General features: G+C 47.4%; 27 protein-coding genes and 1 tRNA gene. 27 read left to right on the forward strand and 1 reads right to left on the reverse strand.

The genetic code is table 11. The features are described 5' to 3' along the window. Positions 1-7: 7 nt before the first annotated feature. The 12 genes from FO446_RS12725 to FO446_RS12780 all read left to right on the forward strand — a co-directional run bounded on the left by FO446_RS12725 (position 8) and on the right by FO446_RS12780 (position 9365). The gene (locus tag FO446_RS12725; protein WP_229088044.1) at positions 8-199 is read left to right on the forward strand and encodes a hypothetical protein; all 192 of its coding nucleotides are present in this window, start codon (positions 8-10) and stop codon (positions 197-199) included. A 210-nt stretch (positions 200-409) separates the two neighbouring features. Then, positions 410-1081, forward strand: coding sequence for a (d)CMP kinase (cmk, locus tag FO446_RS12730; protein WP_173609529.1), 672 nt, complete (start codon positions 410-412; stop codon positions 1079-1081). Then, the gene (locus FO446_RS12735; protein WP_221867113.1) at positions 1078-1671 is read left to right on the forward strand and encodes a lysophospholipid acyltransferase family protein; all 594 of its coding nucleotides are present in this window, start codon (positions 1078-1080) and stop codon (positions 1669-1671) included. The genes cmk and FO446_RS12735 overlap by 4 nt, the downstream gene beginning before the upstream one ends. A 185-nt stretch (positions 1672-1856) precedes the next feature. Then, on the forward strand, positions 1857-3029 hold the full coding sequence (rpsA, locus tag FO446_RS12740) for a 30S ribosomal protein S1 (protein ID WP_088907210.1): 1173 nt from the start codon (positions 1857-1859) through the stop codon (positions 3027-3029). A 74-nt stretch (positions 3030-3103) separates the two neighbouring features. After that, on the forward strand, positions 3104-4156 hold the full coding sequence (gene fni, locus FO446_RS12745) for a type 2 isopentenyl-diphosphate Delta-isomerase (protein ID WP_237900788.1): 1053 nt from the start codon (positions 3104-3106) through the stop codon (positions 4154-4156). An 83-nt stretch (positions 4157-4239) separates the two neighbouring features. Further along, entirely contained in the window at positions 4240-4875 is a 636-nt protein-coding gene (locus FO446_RS12750) for a YphA family membrane protein (RefSeq protein WP_237900790.1), read from the forward strand. Positions 4876-4882: 7 nt separating this feature from the next. Then, positions 4883-5788: a YIEGIA family protein gene (locus FO446_RS12755; RefSeq protein WP_237900792.1), complete on the forward strand. Its 906-nt coding sequence runs from the start codon at positions 4883-4885 to the stop codon at positions 5786-5788. A gap of 3 nt (positions 5789-5791) precedes the next feature. Further along, a complete protein-coding gene (locus tag FO446_RS12760) occupies positions 5792-5974 on the forward strand; it encodes a capping complex subunit for YIEGIA (protein WP_173609523.1) in 183 nt (60 codons plus the stop codon). A gap of 54 nt (positions 5975-6028) precedes the next feature. After that, positions 6029-7342 (forward strand): ribosome biogenesis GTPase Der, encoded by a 1314-nt coding sequence (der, locus tag FO446_RS12765; RefSeq protein WP_173609833.1) that lies wholly within the window; start codon positions 6029-6031, stop codon positions 7340-7342. A gap of 15 nt (positions 7343-7357) precedes the next feature. After that, on the forward strand, positions 7358-7960 hold the full coding sequence (plsY, locus tag FO446_RS12770) for a glycerol-3-phosphate 1-O-acyltransferase PlsY (RefSeq protein ID WP_173609522.1): 603 nt from the start codon (positions 7358-7360) through the stop codon (positions 7958-7960). A gap of 13 nt (positions 7961-7973) precedes the next feature. Continuing rightward, positions 7974-9026, forward strand: a complete 1053-nt coding sequence (locus FO446_RS12775) for an NAD(P)H-dependent glycerol-3-phosphate dehydrogenase (protein ID WP_217367021.1) — start codon at positions 7974-7976, stop codon at positions 9024-9026. Between the two features lie 72 nt (positions 9027-9098). Beyond that, positions 9099-9365, forward strand: a complete 267-nt coding sequence (locus tag FO446_RS12780) for a stage VI sporulation protein F (protein ID WP_173609521.1) — start codon at positions 9099-9101, stop codon at positions 9363-9365. 120 nt (positions 9366-9485) lie between these two features. On the opposite strand, the gene FO446_RS12785 is transcribed toward FO446_RS12780, so the two are convergent. Further along, positions 9486-9971 carry a hypothetical protein gene (locus tag FO446_RS12785; RefSeq protein ID WP_173609520.1) on the reverse strand — a complete coding sequence of 162 codons (486 nt, stop codon included), beginning with the start codon at positions 9969-9971 and terminating at the stop codon, positions 9486-9488. A 133-nt stretch (positions 9972-10104) separates the two neighbouring features. Here FO446_RS12785 and FO446_RS12790 point away from each other — a divergent pair, with 133 nt between their 5' ends. The 15 genes from FO446_RS12790 to FO446_RS12860 all read left to right on the forward strand — a co-directional run bounded on the left by FO446_RS12790 (position 10105) and on the right by FO446_RS12860 (position 19705). Continuing rightward, positions 10105-10293 (forward strand): DUF2768 family protein, encoded by a 189-nt coding sequence (locus FO446_RS12790; RefSeq protein ID WP_173609519.1) that lies wholly within the window; start codon positions 10105-10107, stop codon positions 10291-10293. Between the two features lie 12 nt (positions 10294-10305). Continuing rightward, a complete protein-coding gene (locus tag FO446_RS12795) occupies positions 10306-10602 on the forward strand; it encodes a 2Fe-2S iron-sulfur cluster-binding protein (protein ID WP_173609518.1) in 297 nt (98 codons plus the stop codon). A 16-nt stretch (positions 10603-10618) separates the two neighbouring features. Next, entirely contained in the window at positions 10619-10966 is a 348-nt protein-coding gene (locus tag FO446_RS12800) for a 2Fe-2S iron-sulfur cluster-binding protein (protein WP_173609517.1), read from the forward strand. 16 nt (positions 10967-10982) lie between these two features. Then, positions 10983-11711 carry a hypothetical protein gene (locus tag FO446_RS12805; protein ID WP_221867110.1) on the forward strand — a complete coding sequence of 243 codons (729 nt, stop codon included), beginning with the start codon at positions 10983-10985 and terminating at the stop codon, positions 11709-11711. A 180-nt stretch (positions 11712-11891) separates the two neighbouring features. After that, entirely contained in the window at positions 11892-13370 is a 1479-nt protein-coding gene (spoIVA, locus tag FO446_RS12810) for a stage IV sporulation protein A (protein ID WP_047069484.1), read from the forward strand. 237 nt (positions 13371-13607) lie between these two features. Then, complete coding sequence (locus tag FO446_RS12815; protein WP_005831316.1) at positions 13608-13880, forward strand: HU family DNA-binding protein; 273 nt, start codon at positions 13608-13610, stop codon at positions 13878-13880. 236 nt (positions 13881-14116) lie between these two features. Next, positions 14117-14680 carry a GTP cyclohydrolase I FolE gene (folE, locus tag FO446_RS12820; RefSeq protein ID WP_173609515.1) on the forward strand — a complete coding sequence of 188 codons (564 nt, stop codon included), beginning with the start codon at positions 14117-14119 and terminating at the stop codon, positions 14678-14680. 69 nt (positions 14681-14749) lie between these two features. Beyond that, a tRNA-Pro gene (locus tag FO446_RS12825) sits at positions 14750-14826 on the forward strand. Between the two features lie 111 nt (positions 14827-14937). Next, positions 14938-15648 carry a lytic transglycosylase domain-containing protein gene (locus FO446_RS12830; protein ID WP_221867109.1) on the forward strand — a complete coding sequence of 237 codons (711 nt, stop codon included), beginning with the start codon at positions 14938-14940 and terminating at the stop codon, positions 15646-15648. Between the two features lie 37 nt (positions 15649-15685). Beyond that, complete coding sequence (mtrB, locus tag FO446_RS12835) at positions 15686-15916, forward strand: trp RNA-binding attenuation protein MtrB (protein ID WP_047068979.1); 231 nt, start codon at positions 15686-15688, stop codon at positions 15914-15916. Positions 15917-15992: 76 nt separating this feature from the next. After that, positions 15993-16508, forward strand: a complete 516-nt coding sequence (locus FO446_RS12840; RefSeq protein ID WP_088907225.1) for a hypothetical protein — start codon at positions 15993-15995, stop codon at positions 16506-16508. 125 nt (positions 16509-16633) lie between these two features. Next, complete coding sequence (locus tag FO446_RS12845) at positions 16634-17470, forward strand: heptaprenyl diphosphate synthase component 1 (protein ID WP_173609513.1); 837 nt, start codon at positions 16634-16636, stop codon at positions 17468-17470. A 4-nt stretch (positions 17471-17474) separates the two neighbouring features. After that, complete coding sequence (locus FO446_RS12850; RefSeq protein WP_304502561.1) at positions 17475-18194, forward strand: demethylmenaquinone methyltransferase; 720 nt, start codon at positions 17475-17477, stop codon at positions 18192-18194. Positions 18195-18242: 48 nt separating this feature from the next. Further along, a complete protein-coding gene (locus FO446_RS12855; RefSeq protein WP_173609512.1) occupies positions 18243-19112 on the forward strand; it encodes a UbiA-like polyprenyltransferase in 870 nt (289 codons plus the stop codon). Then, positions 19109-19705 carry a UbiX family flavin prenyltransferase gene (locus FO446_RS12860; RefSeq protein ID WP_007716550.1) on the forward strand — a complete coding sequence of 199 codons (597 nt, stop codon included), beginning with the start codon at positions 19109-19111 and terminating at the stop codon, positions 19703-19705. Before FO446_RS12855 ends, FO446_RS12860 begins: the two co-directional genes overlap by 4 nt. The last annotated feature ends 2 nt before the right edge of the window (positions 19706-19707 follow it).

Below are 19707 nucleotides of genomic sequence, written 5' to 3' on the forward strand. Positions count from 1 at the left end.
AGAGGAAGTGACCCTATTGACCAGTCAGTACAACGATCGTTTTCGGAGCTTTTCCAAACGGGTAGAAAAAGGCATCATGATTGGAATTGTCGTATGTGCGATTGTACTGACCATAGGCGAGGTCCTCATTCAGTACGTACCCGCTAGACTAGTATTAATCGAAACAGAGCGCTTGGAAGGCGTGTCCAGAGAGCCCTAAAGGTTTGCGCATGCTTCCATACTATGGTACTATTATAGATAACATAGAAAACGGTCTTGGATCGTTTTTTTTGTAGACCGCTAGTGGTCACAGCCAAATTCGAAAAACGCAATATCGTTTTTCATCACACAAAGAATGGGAAAGGGCTTCGACAGAAGCTTTTCTTGTTTTATTCCCATCCGAACTAACGTACATAGCAGGTGAGAAGTAATGAACATTGCCATTGATGGACCAGCGGGAGCAGGCAAAAGTACTGTCGCCCAAAAAGTAGCGGGACAACTGGAATACGTGTACATTGACACGGGTGCCATGTATCGTGCCCTTGCTTGGGCAGTCCACCACCATCAGCTCCCTATCAGCGACGAGTCTGCAGTTTCCGAACTTTTGCAAAAAAACAAGATTCAACTGATTCGGGAAAACGGACAGCAACATGTATACTGGAATGAAATCGATGTCACGAGCTGGATCCGTTCCACAGAAGTGAGCCAGTACGCCTCCATTGTAGCGAGCTACGGTTCCGTCCGTGAACAAATGCTTGTGCTCCAGCGACGCTTGGCAACCCAAGGCAATGTCGTCATGGACGGCAGAGATATCGGTACCCATGTTTTGCCTGATGCTGATGTGAAGATATTTCTGACGGCCTCCATCCAAGAGCGTGCAGAACGCCGCTGGAAGGAACTACTCGCAAAAGGTACCCAGACAGACTTGGCTGAGCTGGAAAAAGAAATCGAAGAGCGAGATCGACGGGACATGCAGAGAGAAGTCGCACCGTTGCGTCAGGCGGAAGATGCCGTTTTGGTAGACACAACAGGAATGACCATTGATCAGGTGGTCGATCGCATCTTGCAAATCTGCGAGCGAACGGGAGAGTCAACCCATTGAGTTACTATCGTCTATTCAGAGGTTTTTTTCGCATCATTTTTTCGCTTGTCTTTCGTTGGCAAGTGATCGGGCGTGAACATATACCTAAGGAAGGCCCAGTGATCCTTTGTGCTAACCACATTTCTTTGTGGGATCCACCTCTTCTCGGGGGTGGCATCGAGCGTCAGGTTCATTTCATGGCCAAAGAAGAGCTGTTCAAAATTCCGGTCTTATCCTTTCTCATTACCAAATTCGGTGCATTTCCGGTCAAACGGGGTGCAGGAGATCGTGCGGCCATTCGTACGACTCTCAAATTGCTTGAAGATGGGAAAATCTTTGGAATCTTTCCTGAGGGAACCCGCAGCAAAACAGGGGAACCAGGGGAAGCGATGCCGGGTGTGGCAATGTTCGCGCTCAAATCAGAAGCTGCGGTCATTCCGGTTGCCATTATCGGGCCATATCGACCGTTTCGTTCCATTAAGATCGTATACGGAAAACCGATCGATCTTGCTCATTTGCGTGAGGCTAAGTCCAGCGCAGATACATTGAAGGAAACGAGCGACCTGATTATGGAGCACATCAAGCAATTACGGAACCAGCATCTCTCTTAGCAAACGGTATAGAATTGCTAAAGGGAAGAATACTAAATCTGCTGGAACTTACTGGCTTCATCAGTACTAACTGTCAGCCATCAGGCGACAGTTAAAAATATACATGCTCCCGCTTCGTGTAGTGAGGTTGTATACAACCTGTACATAGACGTTTGGGACTGGATGGTATTAAGGAGGTCTTTTGAATGATGGAAGAAACGAACGTAAGCTTGACGGATGCAACAACCATTTCTGTAGGAGATGTCGTAAAAGCAACCGTAACAAAAGTTGAGGACAAACAAGCGCTTGTAGATCTAGGCTACAAGTACGATGGTCTGATTCCTATCAGCGAACTGTCTCCACTGCATGTTGAAAAGGTATCTGATGTAGTAGCAGTTGGTGATACTTTCGAAGTGAAAGTCATCAAGCTAAACGATGAGAAAGAAGAGCTCGTTGTTTCCAAGAAAGCAGTAGCGATGGAATCCTCGTGGTCTGATCTTGAGCAAAAAATGCAAGCGGGTGAAATCATTGAAGCGACCGTTAAAGAAGTAGTGAAGGGCGGCCTTGTTGTTGATGTAGGCGTTCGCGGCTTCATTCCGGCTTCCATGGTAGAGCGTCATTTCGTTGAAGATTTCTCTGATTACAAAGGCAAAACATTAGCTTTGAAAGTAGTAGAAATGGATAAGGAAAAGAATAAAGTCATCCTGTCCCACAAAGCGGTTTTGGAAGACGAAGCAAAAGTGCAAAAGCAATCCATTATGGATAAAATCCAAGTGGGTCAAGTATTGGAGGGAACGGTTCAGCGCATGACCGATTTCGGCGTATTCGTGGATATCGGTGGTGTTGATGGATTGGTTCACGTATCTGAACTTGCTTGGAACCGTGTAGATAAGCCGTCCGATGTTGTGAAGGAAGGCGACAAAGTACAAGTGAAGGTCCTCAAAATTGACCGCGAAAACGAGCGCATTGGCCTTAGCATTAAGGAAACGCAAGCAGGTCCATGGGCGAACGTTGCAGAAGATTTCAAAGCGGGCTCTATTTTGAATGGAACGGTAAAACGTTTGGTGTCCTTCGGTGCATTTATTGAGCTGGCTCCTGGAATCGAAGGCCTCGTGCACATCTCCCAGATTGCAAATCGCCGGGTGAATACACCGAGTGAGGTGTTGAAAGAGGGCCAAGAAGTACAGGTGAAGGTTTTGGATGTTGTTCCACAAGAACAGCGTATTAGCCTGAGTATCCGTGCAGTCGAAGAAGACCGTGTGGAGCAGGCAGAACGCGCGAGCAAGCGTGAACAGCAACAATTCACGCAGGAAAATAACCAACCAATGGGCGTGACATTGGGCGAGTTGTTCGGTGATCTGAAAGACAAGTTTAAGTAAGATAAAAGTAGGATTCATGGGGATACGCTCTGGCGTATCCCTTTTTTCTGGGAGTGAAAGCTAGGAGGGGTACAATGGATCGTCGTTCGATTAGAAAACTGGACCATATTCGAAACGCTCTTGTCACCGGGGAAGATAGTGCGAATAGCTTTGATGATGTTAGCTTTGTTCCGAACAGCTTGCCGAATGCAGCGTTTGCTGAAACCTCACTGGACACCGAGATCGCATCTTTGCGACTCTCCTCACCGATTATAATTAATGCGATGACGGGTGGAGCTGGTGGGACTACGCAGATCAATCAAAAACTGGCGATCATTGCGAGAGAACGAAATCTGACTATGGCTGTTGGCTCACAAATGGCCGCTCTGCGTGATCCAGATGTTATGGATAGCTATCGGATTGTCAGAAGGGAGCATCCACAGGGGATCTTGTTTGCAAATGTAGGGGCAGAGGCAACAGTGGAGCAGGCAATAGCAGCTGTGGAGATGATTGAAGCGAACGGACTGCAAATCCATCTGAATGTCATGCAAGAGCTGCTGATGCCTGAGGGGGACCGGGATTTTCGCGGCTATCTTGAGCGGATACAAGCAATCAGGGAGAGTCTGGATGTGCCGGTTATTGTCAAAGAAGTCGGTTTTGGAATGGCGAAGGAATCAATCGAGAAGCTCATAGCAATCGGGATCAGAACAATCGATGTGGGTGGAAGAGGCGGAACAAATTTTGCTCAGGTCGAAAATATGCGAAGTGATCAACCTCAGGTCATGTTCGAGGATTGGGGATTTACGACGGTGGAGAGCTTACTGGAAGCGAATGCTATCGGTCATTCAGGAATGTCGTACATAGCAACTGGTGGTGTTCGTCATGGACTCGATGTTGTCAAAGCAGCTTCTTTAGGTGCGTCCGCTGTTGGAATGGCAGGGGCAATGCTGCGTATGGTTCAACGCGAATCTCTGGAAGAGTGCTTGTCTACCGTCGACAGATGGCATCATCAAATTCGTGTGGCGATGACCGCACTAGGAATGAAAGGTCTGGCTGAGGCCGTTTGTACTCCTGTAATGATCACGGGTAAAACAGCAGAGAGAGCTAAGCTTCGTCACATGCAATTAGAGGAACTGGCGCAACGTTAAGTAGTGGACGAGCATTCGATTCATGAAATTTCCTTGGTTGAGGCATACTTTGGGGAGACAACCATCATTTTGAGGAGATGAACATGAACGAGGGAACCGTTGCGATCCTTATTCAGTGGTCTTTGCTGTGTCTTGTATGGATGGGAAGCTTTGACTTTCAGCTACGAAACATGAAGATGGAACGCAGACGAGTGCTCGCAGTGATCAGCGCATTTTTAATTTGTACGTTTGTTAGCTGGGAAATCTACTTTGCCCCCATTCAAGTTAGTCTGAGTGGAACGATATTGCCACTGATCGCAAGCATTTTCCTTTACACCAAGCTCACGTCCAAAATACGCAGATTGTACGTGCTGAGTGCGCTGGCAACGGCCCTTTTGCTATTTTGGCTGCGCTGGCTGTTTTTTACCGATCCGATCTTGCTGTTTTGGGATGAGAGGATCATCGTACCCGCTGTTGGAGTCAGTACGATTTTTTTGATGAGCAGAACAAATCTGGGACAGCTGTTTCAGATTATGCTCGCTATGCCTCTCGCAGATGCGATACATTCGCTATATTTTTGGAAATTGTCGGGTTCCTGTCATTGGGGATCGGAGTATGCGCAAGATTTGCTGTGGAGTAGCCTATCTCTATGGACTCTCGTCAGCATAGTCTGGTCTGCGATTCGTCGTATCCTTGGTAGAACTGAAACAGAGTCTTCTCATTCCGATACGGGTAGGTGACGCTAGGGTGTTGAAGGGATTGCTAGCTTATGATTATGTTTTTCCGTTAGTTCTCGGTTTCCTATTCGGCATTATGTGCCGGATTCATCTTTTGCGCACGGATTATCGACAATATCCAACTTATCCGCACGGAAAAATTATTCACGTTTCACTAGGGGTGATCGCATCCGCGCTCGGAGCGTTAGCGATGCCTGCGCTGCTCAAGGAGAATTACACGGCAGTCACATTTTTGACGTTGGCTGCTCAACAATTCCGTGATGTCAGGAACATGGAACGCACTACGCTCAACGAGATCGATAAACAGGAGCTGGTTCCCCGTGGAGGCCCCTATATCGAAGGGATTGCCATGGTGTTTGAAGGACGCAATTACATGGTCATGTTTACCTCATTGGTGACAACGACGGCGACCATTCTCTTTCATTGGTGGGGGGGTGTCATTGCAGGTGTCATCGCCTTATTGATTTCTCGCAAGCTGCGCTCTGGAAAAACATTATCGCTGATTGCAGAGATCGAGCCGGGAGAAGTGAGAATGGAAGGAAGAGACTTGTATGTGAACGACATTTACATCATGAACGTCGGGTTGGCAAATGCCCAAGAGATCATACGCGAGCATGGCCTGGGTTTTGTTCTGACACCGAGGGATGCCAATGCCAAGGTCACGATTGCCCATCCAGGTCAGCGGCAAGCAATTTTGCACGATGTTGCGACGCAACTCGGCGTATATACAGATACGGGCGAGCCATCGCTAACACCTTTGGTAAAACGTGATATAAAGTCAGGGAGACTCGGTGTATTTTTATTGCCGCAAGAAAAAGATGTGGAACGTGCAACGTCCGTCATTCGTGCAGTCCCGATTCTCGAAAGCGTCTTCCGAATGCCAACGAAGACTAGAATCGTGAAAAAGGAGCTGTAGGCCATGACAGGAGTAATCTTGGCGGTGATTACCACGAACAAAGACAGGATAGCGGGTGGTGTGCCGATTTTTATCGAGTCTACTACCGAGAAGATGCAACAAACAGCCTTCACGCTGGAAAAGATACTAGACGGGATGGTGCATGAAGTAAGCGCCGATACCCTTATCATTGTTCGGCATAAGTAGTGTATGGTATGATTAGCTAGTCAAAACGTAAAATGAGAGAGAGTGTTGTTGATTATGGGATTACCAGTGGTAGCCATTGTGGGGAGACCCAACGTGGGGAAATCCACGATTTTTAACAGATTGATTGGCGAACGAGTCGCGATCGTGGAGGATATGCCGGGAGTAACCCGTGACCGCCTGTACGGGAAAGGTGAATGGTTAACTCATACTTTCCATGTGATTGATACCGGTGGAATTGAGTTTGGCGAGACCGACGAGATTCTTACACAGATGCGTTACCAGGCAGAGCTTGCGATTGACGAAGCAGATGTCATCATTATGATTGCAGATAGCCGTACAGGTGTGACAGATGCGGACGTTGAACTGGCACGAATGCTGAATCGGACAGGAAAACCTGTCGTACTCGCGGTGAACAAAGCGGATAATCCGGAAATGCGTGCGGATATTTACGATTTTTATTCCCTGGGCTTGGGCGAGCCATTCCCTGTCTCGGGTAGCCATGGTCTTGGCTTGGGCGATATGCTGGAAGAAGTGGTTCAGCATTTCCCAGCAGAGGATGACGAAGAGAAAAGAGATGATGTCATTCGTGTATCCATCATCGGTCGTCCAAACGTCGGGAAGTCTTCCTTGACGAATGCGATTCTAGGTGAAGAGCGAGTCATTGTCAGTGATGTTGCCGGAACGACCCGTGATGCGATCGACACGCCATTTGAGCGTGATGACCAAAGCTACATTCTCGTAGACACGGCAGGTATGCGCAAGCGTGGAAAAGTGTATGAAACAACGGAAAAATACAGTGTGATGCGTGCCATGCGTTCCATTGAAGATTCCGATGTCGTTCTTGTTGTCATTAACGGGGAAGAAGGCATTATCGAGCAAGACAAGAAAATCGCGGGTTATGCACATGAGGCTGGCCGTGGTGTCATTATTATCGTGAACAAATGGGATGCGATTGAAAAAGACGACAAAACGATGCAACGCTTCACAGAATTGATCCGCGAAGAGTTTAAATACCTGGATTATGCTCCGATTTTGTATGTGTCTGCAAAATCGAAGCAACGTGTCCATACGATTCTACCGAAGGTCAATGAAGTAGCTCAAGCACATGCGATGCGCATTCCTACCGCGGTTCTCAATGACTTGGTAACCGATGCGACGATTCGTACACCTCCACCATCTGATCGCGGCAAACGCTTGAAGATCAACTATGCGACACAAGCAACAGTGAAACCACCGACGTTCATTCTGTTTGTGAACGATCCGGAACTCATGCACTTTTCCTATGAACGTTACATAGAGAACAAGATCCGTGAAGCCTTTGTATTTGAAGGCACACCAGTTAGAATCTGGACACGGAAAAAAACGTAGGGAGAGAAAAACGCCATGGTGTTATTATCCTGGGTGCTTAGCTATTTAATCGGTTCTATTAGCTTTAGCTATCTTATCGCCAAAAAAGTCGCAGGAATTGACATTCGTTCTCATGGCAGCGGAAATGCCGGTGCAACCAATACCCTCAGGGTGTTAGGTAAAGGCCCCGGCATTGCCGTTCTCCTTCTTGATGCACTAAAAGGAATAGCTGCGATGGGACTGACTCACCTGATGACGGGGGACCCGGCAGCATACGCGGTGGCAGGCCTGTTTGTTATCGCGGGTCACAATTGGCCGATCTTTTTTGGATTCCGTGGAGGGAAAGGCATTGCGACCACGCTAGGTGTCGTGTTAGGGTTTTCTCCCTTGGCATTTTTGATCGCTGCCGTGTTGGCTGTCGTAGTCATTGCGATCACTCGCTTTGTTTCATTAGGATCATTGGTGATCGTAACGGTTATTCCATTCACCCTTTACTTGTTGGACAAACCTATCTCCTTTGTTTGGGCGAGCTTGGCGATCGCAATCTTTGCTTACATTCGTCATTATAATAATATCCGCAATCTTCTTGCAGGAAACGAACGGAAACTAGGAGACAAGTCCAACCGGAAGCTGGGATAATGTACGAACGGACATGAGAAAAGTGGAGGGGGACGTATTGATTCAAAATGTTACGGTGATTGGTGCCGGAAGCTGGGGAACGGCACTTGCTACAGTCTTGGCGGACAATGGGCATCAGGTTACGCTTTGGGTACGGGATAAAAAGCTGGCAGAAGAAATAAACAGCAAGCATGTGAATGAGAAGTACCTGCCGGGAGAAAAGCTTTCGGCCAACATTGTTGCAACCACCAATATTCAAGAGGCTGTCGTTGGCAAGCGCATTGTTCTTCTCGTTGTTCCTTCCCATGCCATGCGCCAAATCTGTCAGCAAGTAGCTCCGTACCTGGAACCGGATGTACTTTTGATTCATGCGACAAAAGGCTTTGAACTGGAAAGCCTGAAGCGAATGTCAGAAGTCATTGCGGAAGAGGTACCGAAAGAGATTGCGTCCAGATTGGCTGTGCTGTCAGGACCGAGCCATGCTGAGGAAGTAGTCAAACGGCAACCAACGACAGTTGTGATGGCGTCTGAATCCGAAGAAAGCATGCTGCGCTCTCAGGATCTGCTGATGAATACGAATTTTCGTGTGTATACCAATCCGGACTTGATTGGCGCTGAGATCGCCGGAGCGTTGAAGAACATCATTGCACTTGGTGCAGGGATGTCTGATGGTTTAGGGTATGGGGACAACGCTAAGGCAGCCCTGTTGACCCGAGGCTTGGCAGAAATAAGCCGTCTTGGTATCAAGCTCGGCGCTAAGCCGCTAACGTTTTCGGGCCTTGCTGGTGTTGGCGATTTGATTGCCACATGCACGAGTAAACACAGCCGAAACTGGCGCGCAGGCTATATGCTCGGACAAGGAAAAAAACTCGATGACGTACTGGCACAGATGGGTATGGTCGTCGAAGGCGTTCGCACGACAAATGCAGCCTTTTCCTTATCGCAACGCGAGCAAGTTGAAATGCCAATCACCTCGGTTCTATATGGCATGCTGTTTGAAGGAAAAGAAGCTCGTCAAGGCGTGGAAGAATTGATGGGGCGCGGAAAAACCTTTGAAATGGCGTTCCTCAATCCCGATGCGGAATAAAATCATGTATCACCGATTTAGGCTTCTGCACATACGATAGGGTGAAAGCCCATGTGCAGGAGGAGATTTCATATGAATAATATGTCGAAACGACTTTTTGAGCGTTTGCAAGGAAAAGCAACGGAAAATGTTGATGAAGAAAAGCTTCGCTCACTTGCTGGTCAGGTCAAGCGTAGTGACTTTGAAGACGAGACCAAGCTGCGGCAAATCATTCGCACGCTCGCTACCCTTAGTGGCAAGCAATTAACTCCTGAAAAGGAGGATAAGGTCATTGAAATGTTTCGCAATCAGGAAATCAACCTCAATGACATGTCCACCTTGACCAAGCTGCTCAAATAAGAGAAATGGGCGATTATGCCCGTTACCTGCAACAAAAACCGTCATACAGTAAGACTAGGAACAATCATGGCTCTACAGGGACATGGCTGACCTACAGATTGCAAGAAAAAAAGAGGGATCTTATCCCTCTTTTTTTCGTTCTTTGGAGTTGCTGCTTACCTGTGTAATCAGGTTCTGGACCAAGGGGGATTGCAGGAGCCCCAGTAATTGCCCGATATCTATATTGGCCAATAGGTTGCCTAAGCCTGATTCCGGCGGTGTTGTTGTTTCTGCAGCCTTTTGTGGCTCTGGAGCAGCTTTGCGTTTGCCAGCAGCAGCAGGCTTTTCGGCAACGACCTCTGGCTCAGGCGTGCGTTTTCCGAGGTTCTCAATCATCTCCATCGCCCCGTACAACGAATCCATCGTGTCTTCTACCTGCCGAATCGTGCTCCCGATCCCTTTGATGTTATGGCGCATTTTCGTAACAGAGGTGCGCAAATCAACGGCGGGCAGGATTCTTTTCGGTGAAATGGAAAGGGAGACATTCTCGACTTGGTCGCTTAATTTTTTGCTGGGTATAGGCGCATATGGATTCCGCCATTTTCGATTACTTACTTTATTACTCAACGTTTCATCCCTCCAATGGGCGAATTCATCACGATAGTCTATGCGAATGTCTAGTATTAGGTTCGCAAGCGTCAGACGATGAGGGGGAATTATGGTATAATAAAGCAAAAATGCAAAGGATGCTGCAGTCCCGATGTATATTGATCCTATGACAAAGATGAACATTTCCTTAATCGCCATTGGGCTCATGTTCGTCTGCAATTTACTTATGATCTTTGCCAGAAAAATAAGTAATGGGTTTTTGCGGTTCCTTGTGAAGACCATCGCATTCTTACTATTACTCGTCGTGCTTGTCATGATTTTGATTGTGATTTTTGTCTAGGGAGGATGAAAAATGTCAACAATCACACTACTTACTCGTGCAGGCAGTCATGAAGTCTTGATCGAGTTGAATCAATCGATTGTTGCTCTTGCAAAAAAGAACAACATCGTGTGGGGCCATGCATGCCAAAGAGGGGTATGTGCACAATGCCGTACACATGTTTTAGAAGGTGCGGAGCACTTAAACGAAGTGACACCAGAAGAAAAACTGCGATTGAGAAAAGCTGAACGCGCAGAAGGCTACAGATTAGGCTGCCAGACGAAGGTTGTTTCATCAGGAACAGTCAAGGTAGCTCATCGGCCGTACTAGTAAAGGAAGTGACGAAATGGGGAAAGTAACCTTTCTCCCGAGCAAGAAAAGTGTGAAGGCGCGGACAGGGCAAACCTTGGTCGGTGTAGCTTCGTCAGCTCGCGTCGTAATCCCGCAGAGATGCGGTGGACACGCATCTTGTCTAATGTGCCGCGTGGTCGTTGAGAATGGCCTGCTGTGCCCGCCAACGGCGCTGGAAAAGCGCAAGCTGCCTGAAAAGGATCTGGCGAAAGGGATTCGTTTGGCTTGTCAGGCAAAAACGACAGAAAAGGATTGTACGGTCAGGATTCCAGAAAGTAAGCTGAAATCAGTGGTAGCGGCTGCACTCGAGCGACAACGCAAAGAAAATGAAGATGGGATATAAGAGGTGTGTACATAAGATGTGGCAATCGTGGCGAAAATCGTTCAAGCTTGTGTTCAGTTTGACGATTCTGTCTTCCCTTTTATCTGGATGCTTGTATCCGGATGAGCGCAGAGCAGAGAATCAAATTCCGAGTACCTTTTTTGTAGAAGCAACACAAAAAGCGATTGAGCAATTCCAAAAAGACACAGCAGTGTTGCCAATCGTAACCAAATCGCTCGATACTCCTATTTTTGAAAAATACGAGATTGATTTCCGCAAGATGATCCCAAAATACATGCCGGATGTACCTGGGAACGCATTTGAAAAAGGTGGCGTGTACAAGTACGTACTGATTGATGTGGAAACTAAGCCAACAGTGAAGCTCATTCATTTGACAGCTGTCAGTACTGTAGCGGATGTACAGAGCGAAGTAGACCGTTACAAGGGACATTTCGAAAAGCTGCCTGTACTCGCAGACTTGGGGAATGGATACTATTCCATCGATCACGAGCGGCTCGGCTTAAAAGCGTGGCAGGTGCCGTCCACGATGGGGACTTACTTGTTGCCGCTGGTCATGAACGCTGAAGGACAAGTCGGGATTGATTATGCTTCGGATATCGCGCAATTACTTCGGGATACAAAAGTAACCGTGCCGGAAAAAACAGACCCGAGATACGTGCTGGCGCGCAATTCCATGTTCGTGCCCGCAAAATCGTTCCCATATGAAATGGTCAATGGTGAACCACAGCTTCTCAAACTAAATTAACTTCGTGAAAAACGACTCTCATCAGGGTCGTTTTTTTTGTTCTAGTTAACGCAAAAATACATATATTTGTACTGTCCACAAAACTAGTACGAGATTCCCTACGAAAATACTGGCGGTCAGGGATAATTCGGAAAATCGGTCATAGTGTAAAAATAGACAAATAGAAGGAGGTCATCGATGGTGGAACGAGTCGACATCTTTAAAGACATTGCCGAGCGGACGGGCGGAGACATCTACCTCGGAGTGGTAGGCCCTGTTCGTACGGGAAAGTCGACCTTTATCAAACGGTTTATGGAGCAAGTTGTCATCCCGAATATCAACTCTGAAGCGGAGCGGATTCGAGCGACAGACGAGTTGCCGCAGAGCGCTTCAGGACGAACAATCATGACAACCGAACCCAAATTTGTTCCGAATCAGGCAGTTAACGTACATGTGACAGAAGGACTCAGCATCAATGTCCGCCTCGTTGACTGCGTTGGCTATACGGTGCAAGGGGCAAAGGGCTTCGAAGACGACAATGGTCCAAGAATGGTAAATACACCGTGGTATGAAGAGCCTGTACCATTTGAGGAAGCGGCCGAAGTCGGAACACGCAAGGTTATCCAAGAACACTCAACCATCGGGATCGTTGTGACAACGGATGGCAGCATCGCGGAAATCCCGCGTGTAGGATACATCGATGCAGAGGAGCGGGTTGTAAACGAGCTGAAGGAAGTCGGAAAACCGTTCGTGATCGTTGTCAACTCGACGCGTCCGCGCTCCGACGAAGCACAAAACCTTCGTGTCCAGCTTCAGGAAAAATACGATGTACCAGTCGTGGCCTTGTCGGTTGATCATATGACAGAGCAGGAAATCTTGCTCCTTATGAGAGAAGTCCTGTTTGAATTCCCAGTTCATGAAGTAAATGTCAATCTGCCAAGCTGGGTTATGGTGCTGGAAAACGGGCACTGGCTCCGTCAGAACTACGAGGAAGCTGTACGTGAGACCGTGCAGGACATCCGCCGGTTACGCGATGTGGACCGTGTCGTCGGCTTCTTCAATGACTATGACTTCGTAGAGAGAGCCTCTCTTGCTGGTATGCACATGGGGCAAGGGATCGCTGAGATTGACCTCTACGCGCCAGATGAACTGTATGACCGCATCTTGATGGAAATCGTCGGTGTAGAAATAAATGGCAAAGATCACTTGCTGAAAATCATGCAGGAATTCGCACATGCCAAGCGCGAGTTTGATCAGGTAGCGGAAGCGTTGCACATGGTCCGAAGTACGGGCTACGGAATAGCAGCCCCGTCGTTGCATGAAATGACCTTGGACGAACCTGAACTAATCCGCCAGGGCCCGCGCTTTGGAGTCAGACTCAAAGCAACAGCGCCCTCTATTCACATGATCCGGGTGGATGTTGAGTCTGAATTCGCTCCGATTATCGGAACAGAGAAGCAGAGTGAGGAACTTGTCCGCTATCTGATGCAAGATTTTGACAAAGACCCGCTATCCATCTGGAACTCCGATATCTTTGGACGCTCGCTCCATTCCATCGTAAGAGAGGGGATTCAGGCAAAAATTACCATGATGCCAGACAACGCCAGATACAAATTACAGGAGACTTTGGGTCGAATCATCAACGAGGGATCGGGTGGCCTGATAGCGATCATACTCTAATAAATAGTTCAAAAGTCCTATAAACAACAAATATAGGGAAGGCATCTGACATGACGAGATGCCTTTTTTTCTTGTATTTCGTTCAATTTCGACAGGAGGGGCTTGAATTTAAGAAATCGGTGTATTACTATAAGCTTGTCAGATCGGTAAAAACAACCAATCGTGTATAAAACGCTTCGTTTCGGTTAAGAAAAATAATAGCTAGGACTTGGTGTTCTTTGAGGGGAGGTGAATAAAATGAACAAAACAGAACTGATTGCAAAAGTGGCTGAAACCACAGAACTCACCAAGAAAGATGCAACAAAAGCAGTTGATGCAGTTCTTGACGCAATTGCAGATGCATTGAAAACTGGTGATAAAGTCCAACTGATCGGCTTTGGTAACTTCGAAGTTCGTGAACGTGCGGCTCGTAAAGGTCGTAACCCACAAACTGGTGAAGAGATCGAAATCGCTTCCAGCAAAGTACCTGCGTTTAAACCAGGTAAACAACTCAAAGACTCCATCAAGTAGTTGTTTCTTTTGAGAACGAAGCACTTACATAAAAAAATCCACATTGATAAAATGTGGGTTTTTTTCTATCTACATACAGTTTGCCTATGAGAATTCTGGGATATCTTTTTGTCTTTTTTAAAACGATATGGTAAGATTGGCTTTGATCGCGAGCAGGCACTAAGTCTGGCACTGATTTGGAGCAGGCAGACCTTAGTGATGAGAAACATGGCGTATGCCGTTACGTAGGAGGTACAATGATGAACGTCGACTTAGATAAAATACAGCAAGCTGTTCGCATGATCCTAGAGGCAGTGGGGGATGATCCTGATCGTGAAGGAGTGCTGGATACCCCTAAGCGAGTTGCGAAAATGTACGCCGAAGTATTTGAGGGCATGCATATAGACGAAGAGCAGTATTTCGAGACTGTCTTTAGTGAAGATCATGAGGAAATGGTATTAGTAAAGGACATTCCGTTTTACTCTATGTGTGAGCATCACTTGGTTCCCTTCTTCGGAAAAGCGCATGTCGCTTACGTACCTCGTGGAGGCCGCGTAGTAGGACTGAGCAAGCTCGCGCGTGCGGTTGATACCGTGGCAAAACGTCCGCAGTTGCAGGAAAGAATTACAGCAACAGTAGCTGACGCGATTATGCGCAAGCTCGATCCGCACGGCGTCGTTGTGGTAGTAGAAGCAGAGCATATGTGCATGACGATGCGTGGCGTGAAAAAGCCAGGCTCGAAAACGATCACCTCTGCTGTTCGCGGTATGTTTGAAAAAGATGCGGCTGCGCGTGCAGAAGTCATTAGTTTGATGCGTTAATCAGAATGCAAAAATAAGGAAATTATATTGACTTTATAGGTAAAATATTGTATAGTACGGATGTACAGTCGGGATGTGGCGCAGCCCGGTAGCGCGCACCCTTGGGGTGGGTGAGGTCCAGGGTTCGAATCCCTGCATTCCGACCATCTGCATATAATGATCAGAAGCCTTGAGCAGAGGCTTCTTTTTTATGTGAAATGGATACTCTCCCAAGTAGTACCATTTTGCTATTGGCTTCCTGATCTTTCTTTTTTATAATGATAGGTAGACAAGCTAGGGAAGGGTTGTTCAATGCTATGAAGGTGCCAGTATCACTTCAACCATATTTGCAAACATTGCCGCAAACCTATGATGCCTCTTCGCTTTCGTATGGAGACGAGGGGCTCTTCTCGGACATCTTGCAGTCCCAGTTAGCAACAACCGGCCAGCGGGTAATCAGTTCGCAGGAGATTTTGGCCAAACTAGATGGATCCAGAAGCTGGAGGATTCCTACCCATATTCAAAATGAGCAGTCCCTGTCTTTTGCAAAAGGGCCATCTGTTCCTACCCCGGAAATCTTGGACAAGATTGATCAGACAGCGAAAACGATCGGAGTGGACGTTGATCTGGTGAGAGAGGTCGTCAGGGCCGAATCCAATTTCAATCCGAATGTAGAATCGCGTGCAGGGGCGAAGGGCTTGATGCAGCTGATGGATAATACGGCAAAAGCCATGCAAGTCCGCAATGTATACGACCCTGATGAAAACCTTGAAGGTGGAACAAAATATTTGAAGTCGCTTTTGGATCGTTATGATGGAGATGTGAAAGTAGCACTTGCTGCTTACAATGCTGGTCCGGGTCGGATGAGCCGTCTGGGGATCAGCAGTGATGACGAGTTAGAAGCGAAGTTTGACCAATTGCCGCAAGAGACACAGCGCTATGTAGACAAGATCATGAGCCGTCTGGAGTCGGAAGGGGCATCATACTAGACATACGCGCATACCGTATTGGTCAGGAGGAAACACATTGGCACAACCATCGGGATTCAATCAGGATTATTTCGTAGTCAAAGCGAAGGAAAATGGCGTTCATGTAATCGGATTAACAAGAGGTTCTGATACGCGTTTCCATCATACAGAGAAGCTCGATAAAGGCGAAGTCATGATTTTTCAATTTACGGAGCACACCTCTGCAATTAAGGTGCGAGGAAAAGCGGTGATTTACTCGCAGCATGGCGTCGTGGATACGACCGAATAAAGAGCAAGTCGTTTTGCTAAGAAGCAGGCATAGCCTGCTTTTTTTATTTGTACAATGGAGGAGAGGAGGGATGTCTATGCCGCGCCAATTGTTGATGGCGATTGCTGTTTCCACTTTCTTGGCTCTGATGCTGTCGCTGGTCCCCACAAACCAGTGGATGCAAGCGGATATACCGACATTTCAGTCAGCTCGTGCCATTCACTTAAGTGAGCAAAATGCCCTTGATTTGTTTACAAGGATGTCGACACATTATAATATTAAGCGTATAAAATGGGAAAACCCATCGATCTATGTCGATTTTGTGGTGAAACCTGCCGAAAAAGTAGAGTTAAATACCGTCTATCAGGATTTTTACCGTTTGACATACGACTTGCGTACCTATGCAGACAATGTCGGGCCCGTGTACTATCGCTTGTTAGAGGAGACGGATCCACCAAAAGAATCGAGATTATTGATTGCCATACAATCGACAACTGGAAATCTCGCAGGACATGACAAACCTTTGACCGACCCTTCCGATATCCAGACCTTTGTAAGCAGTACATTTCCTATTCGAATCGAGCCGTATTTTTATGAGCGAATTAGTCCCTGATGGAAGAAGTATGGTATGATAGTAGAGACGGCCTTTTGACCGGACGGCAGAGGAAGACCGAAGAGTAAGGAACAGTACGGAACAGGCAGACATCTTTAGGTTGTGCAGCTTGTGGAGGAGGACGCATGAGCAAAGAACTTTCCCCGAATGTAGAAGAGGTTCGGTCCATTATCGAACAAATCTACAAGAGAATCACCCATTCCTATGTAGAACATTATGTTGACGTTCCTTCCATGGCGGAAAATCGTCTAGAGCTGTTGTACCTTTTTTTGCTGGAACAAGGCATGCCGAAGGAAAAGGCTTCGGTTTTATGTACAGCAACAGGGCTTGTCCAATTGGGACTGGACACGCATGAGCTCGTAAAAAATGAGTACGACTCCTCACAGAGCGCGGAGCGAAACCGACAGCTGACCGTACTTGCGGGTGATTATTACAGCAGTCGCTATTATCACCTTCTGGCTTCAGCCGGTGAAATCCAAGCCATTCAAGTGTTGTCGGCAGCCATTCAGCGAGTGAACGAAGCGAAAATGAGACTTTACATCGCTGGGCGAGATAGCAAGACTTTATCAGATGAAGAGTACTGGGAATTGCGAAATACGATTGATACAGGCTTATACGTGGCTGTTGTAGAGGAGTATGCCGATTCAACTGAACGCCGTCGCTTCTGGAGCGATCTGATGAAGCAAACAGCCAAGGTAGAGAGTGTGATCGGTGAGTGGGAGCAGCTCAAATGGCAAGAACAAGTCCCTTTTGGTTTTGCCCGTTTTTTGCTGCAAAAACCCGGGGCTACACTCGCGCAAGTTTTGTCTGGCGTTGAGGGGAAAGCCCTCGAATTAATCGGTTTATGCGAGCAAATGGTGCGCACGCTGCATCCGGCAGAGACGCGGAATATGCTTGCATCCATTACGGCACGGTACTCCCATCGGATCAGTCGCTTGAAGAAGGTAATTGAGGAGATGTAGCCAAGTGAACCAGACACAGATGAATGAGAAAGCAGAGTACGTTCACTCCGTTTTCGAGAGCATTGCAAACGATTACGACAAAATGAATAATGTAATCAGCTTTGGCAGTCATATTGCTTGGCGTAATTACACGATGAAGCAGATGAATATCCAGCCAGGGCATACAGCGTTGGATGTTGCTTGTGGTACAGCAGACTGGACGATTGCATTGGCTAAGGCTGTCGGAAAAGAAGGCAATGTTGTTGGCCTTGATTTCAGCCAGAATATGCTGGATGTAGGGGCATATAAAGTAGCGAACGCAGGTGTTGGCAACAACGTAAAGCTAGTGAACGCAGATGCAATGAATCTGCCTTACGAGGATCATACCTTTGACTTCGTAACAATCGGGTTTGCTCTGCGCAATGTACCGGATGTTCAGCAGGTCTTGAATGAAATGGCACGTGTTGTAAAGCCGGGCGGTAAAGTCGTTTCTTTGGAAGTGTCCAAGCCCCCATTCATTCCGTACCGGAAGCTATTTTACTTATATTTCTACAAAATCTTGCCGTTTATTGCGAAGCTGACAGTCAACAAATACGAAGAGTATGCATGGCTGCCCCAATCCCTGACCAATTTCCCGGACAGTCGCGAGCTGGCAAGCATGTTTCAGAAAGCAGGCTTGGACCCGGTTCAGGTCAAATTGTTTATGGGCGGCGTATCAGCCTTGCATATTGGCACAAAGCCATAATTATGAGGAGTAAACCGGTATTTCTTCACTAGATAGGAAGTGTCATAAATGGGTCTACGTAAATTGAAAATCATCTTGGAAATGATTAAATTCGAGCACTCCCTTTTTGCCTTGCCCTTTGCCTTTATGGGAGCTGTTTTGGGAAGCATTGTGGTAGAGAATGCTTGGCCTACTTGGTCGGAAATTTTTTGGGTGACGGTAGCGATGGTGGGCGCTCGCAGTGCAGCGATGTCCTTAAACCGCGTCATCGACCGGGTAATTGATGCGAAAAATCCTCGGACAGTCACACGAGCGATTCCTGCTGGCCTGATTTCGATTGTGGAAGTCATTTTGTTTATCGTGGTGTCCTTTGCGGTGCTGTTCATTGCCGCATTCCAGTTAAATGATTTGGCTGTGAAATTGTTGCCGCTCGCTGTGTTTGTTCTTGTGCTTTATTCTTATACGAAACGCTTTACCTGGCTTTGCCACTTTGTACTCGGGGTTGCCATCGGCTTCGGCCCGCTAGGGGGCTGGGTAGCGACAACGGGTCAAGTAGATGGTGTCGGCCTTCTATTGTTTGCATCGGTTATGTTCTGGACAGCAGGATTTGATATCATTTATGCATGCCAGGACGCCGATTTTGACCGGAAAGAAGGACTTTATTCCATGCCGAGCCGCTTCGGAATTGCCAATGCACTTCTGATCGCCCGCGTATGCCACGTTCTTACTTTCGTTGGTCTGATGTCGTTGTATGTAGTTGCAGACTTGTCGATCTGGTTCCTGGTAGGTGTGCTCATTTCGGGTGCGATTTTGATCTATGAACACACGCTGGTGAAGCCAACAGACTTGTCCAAGCTGGATATGGCATTCTTCAACATGAACGGCATCTTGAGTGTCGTGATGTTTACCTTTACGATGATTGATTTGGTGATTGCATGAACAAGCAAAAGTGGGCTGTCGGGATAACGGGTGCAAGTGGTGCTATCTATGGTGTTCGAGTCGTCCAGGAGTTATTGCGTGCTGGACATATCGTTCACTTGATGATTACAGAAGCAGGCTGGCAAGTATTTCGTGATGAACTGGATTGGCACACAGATGACAGAGAAGCTCTGTTGCAGGAGAAGCTGCAACTAGACTTTTCTGGTGAACTACATTATTGGGGACTGCGAGATTTCAATTGTCCCGCAGCCAGTGGTTCCTATCGCTGTGACGGTATGATCGTCGTACCGTGCTCGATGGGGACTGTTTCTGGCATCGCACATGGCGCATCAGGTAATTTGCTGGAGCGCGTTGCTGATGTCATGATCAAGGAAGGGCGGCGTTTGGTCATCGTTCCGAGAGAGACGCCGCTCAATGCGATTCAGCTCGAGAACATGCTCAAATTAAGCCGTCTGGGCGTCAAGATTCTGCCTGCTATGCCAGGCTACTATCAGAAACCGCAAACTATGGATGATCTGATCAATTTTGTGGTAGGGAAAACTTTGGATGCAATTGATGTACCACATTCGCTGTTCCGGCGTTGGGGGGAATAAAC

The organism is Brevibacillus brevis, from assembly GCF_022026395.1.
Lineage (GTDB): Bacteria > Bacillota > Bacilli > Brevibacillales > Brevibacillaceae > Brevibacillus.

Bases quoted from the DNA above. Each gene is read 5' to 3' on its own strand.
- cmk (WP_173609529.1), top strand. From the start codon at position 410: ATGAACATTGCCATTGATGGACCAGCGGGAGCAGGCAAAAGTACTGTC.
- rpsA (WP_088907210.1), top strand. From the start codon at position 1,857: ATGATGGAAGAAACGAACGTAAGCTTGACGGATGCAACAACCATTTCT.
- fni (WP_237900788.1), top strand. From the start codon at position 3,104: ATGGATCGTCGTTCGATTAGAAAACTGGACCATATTCGAAACGCTCTT.
- FO446_RS12750 (WP_237900790.1), top strand. From the start codon at position 4,240: ATGAACGAGGGAACCGTTGCGATCCTTATTCAGTGGTCTTTGCTGTGT.
- FO446_RS12760 (WP_173609523.1), top strand. From the start codon at position 5,792: ATGACAGGAGTAATCTTGGCGGTGATTACCACGAACAAAGACAGGATA.
- der (WP_173609833.1), top strand. From the start codon at position 6,029: ATGGGATTACCAGTGGTAGCCATTGTGGGGAGACCCAACGTGGGGAAA.
- plsY (WP_173609522.1), top strand. From the start codon at position 7,358: ATGGTGTTATTATCCTGGGTGCTTAGCTATTTAATCGGTTCTATTAGC.
- FO446_RS12775 (WP_217367021.1), top strand. From the start codon at position 7,974: ATGAGAAAAGTGGAGGGGGACGTATTGATTCAAAATGTTACGGTGATT.
- FO446_RS12780 (WP_173609521.1), top strand. From the start codon at position 9,099: ATGAATAATATGTCGAAACGACTTTTTGAGCGTTTGCAAGGAAAAGCA.
- FO446_RS12790 (WP_173609519.1), top strand. From the start codon at position 10,105: ATGTATATTGATCCTATGACAAAGATGAACATTTCCTTAATCGCCATT.
- FO446_RS12795 (WP_173609518.1), top strand. From the start codon at position 10,306: ATGTCAACAATCACACTACTTACTCGTGCAGGCAGTCATGAAGTCTTG.
- FO446_RS12800 (WP_173609517.1), top strand. From the start codon at position 10,619: ATGGGGAAAGTAACCTTTCTCCCGAGCAAGAAAAGTGTGAAGGCGCGG.
- FO446_RS12805 (WP_221867110.1), top strand. From the start codon at position 10,983: ATGTGGCAATCGTGGCGAAAATCGTTCAAGCTTGTGTTCAGTTTGACG.
- FO446_RS12815 (WP_005831316.1), top strand. From the start codon at position 13,608: ATGAACAAAACAGAACTGATTGCAAAAGTGGCTGAAACCACAGAACTC.
- folE (WP_173609515.1), top strand. From the start codon at position 14,117: ATGATGAACGTCGACTTAGATAAAATACAGCAAGCTGTTCGCATGATC.
- FO446_RS12830 (WP_221867109.1), top strand. From the start codon at position 14,938: ATGATAGGTAGACAAGCTAGGGAAGGGTTGTTCAATGCTATGAAGGTG.
- FO446_RS12840 (WP_088907225.1), top strand. From the start codon at position 15,993: ATGCCGCGCCAATTGTTGATGGCGATTGCTGTTTCCACTTTCTTGGCT.
- FO446_RS12845 (WP_173609513.1), top strand. From the start codon at position 16,634: ATGAGCAAAGAACTTTCCCCGAATGTAGAAGAGGTTCGGTCCATTATC.
- FO446_RS12855 (WP_173609512.1), top strand. From the start codon at position 18,243: ATGGGTCTACGTAAATTGAAAATCATCTTGGAAATGATTAAATTCGAG.
- FO446_RS12860 (WP_007716550.1), top strand. From the start codon at position 19,109: ATGAACAAGCAAAAGTGGGCTGTCGGGATAACGGGTGCAAGTGGTGCT.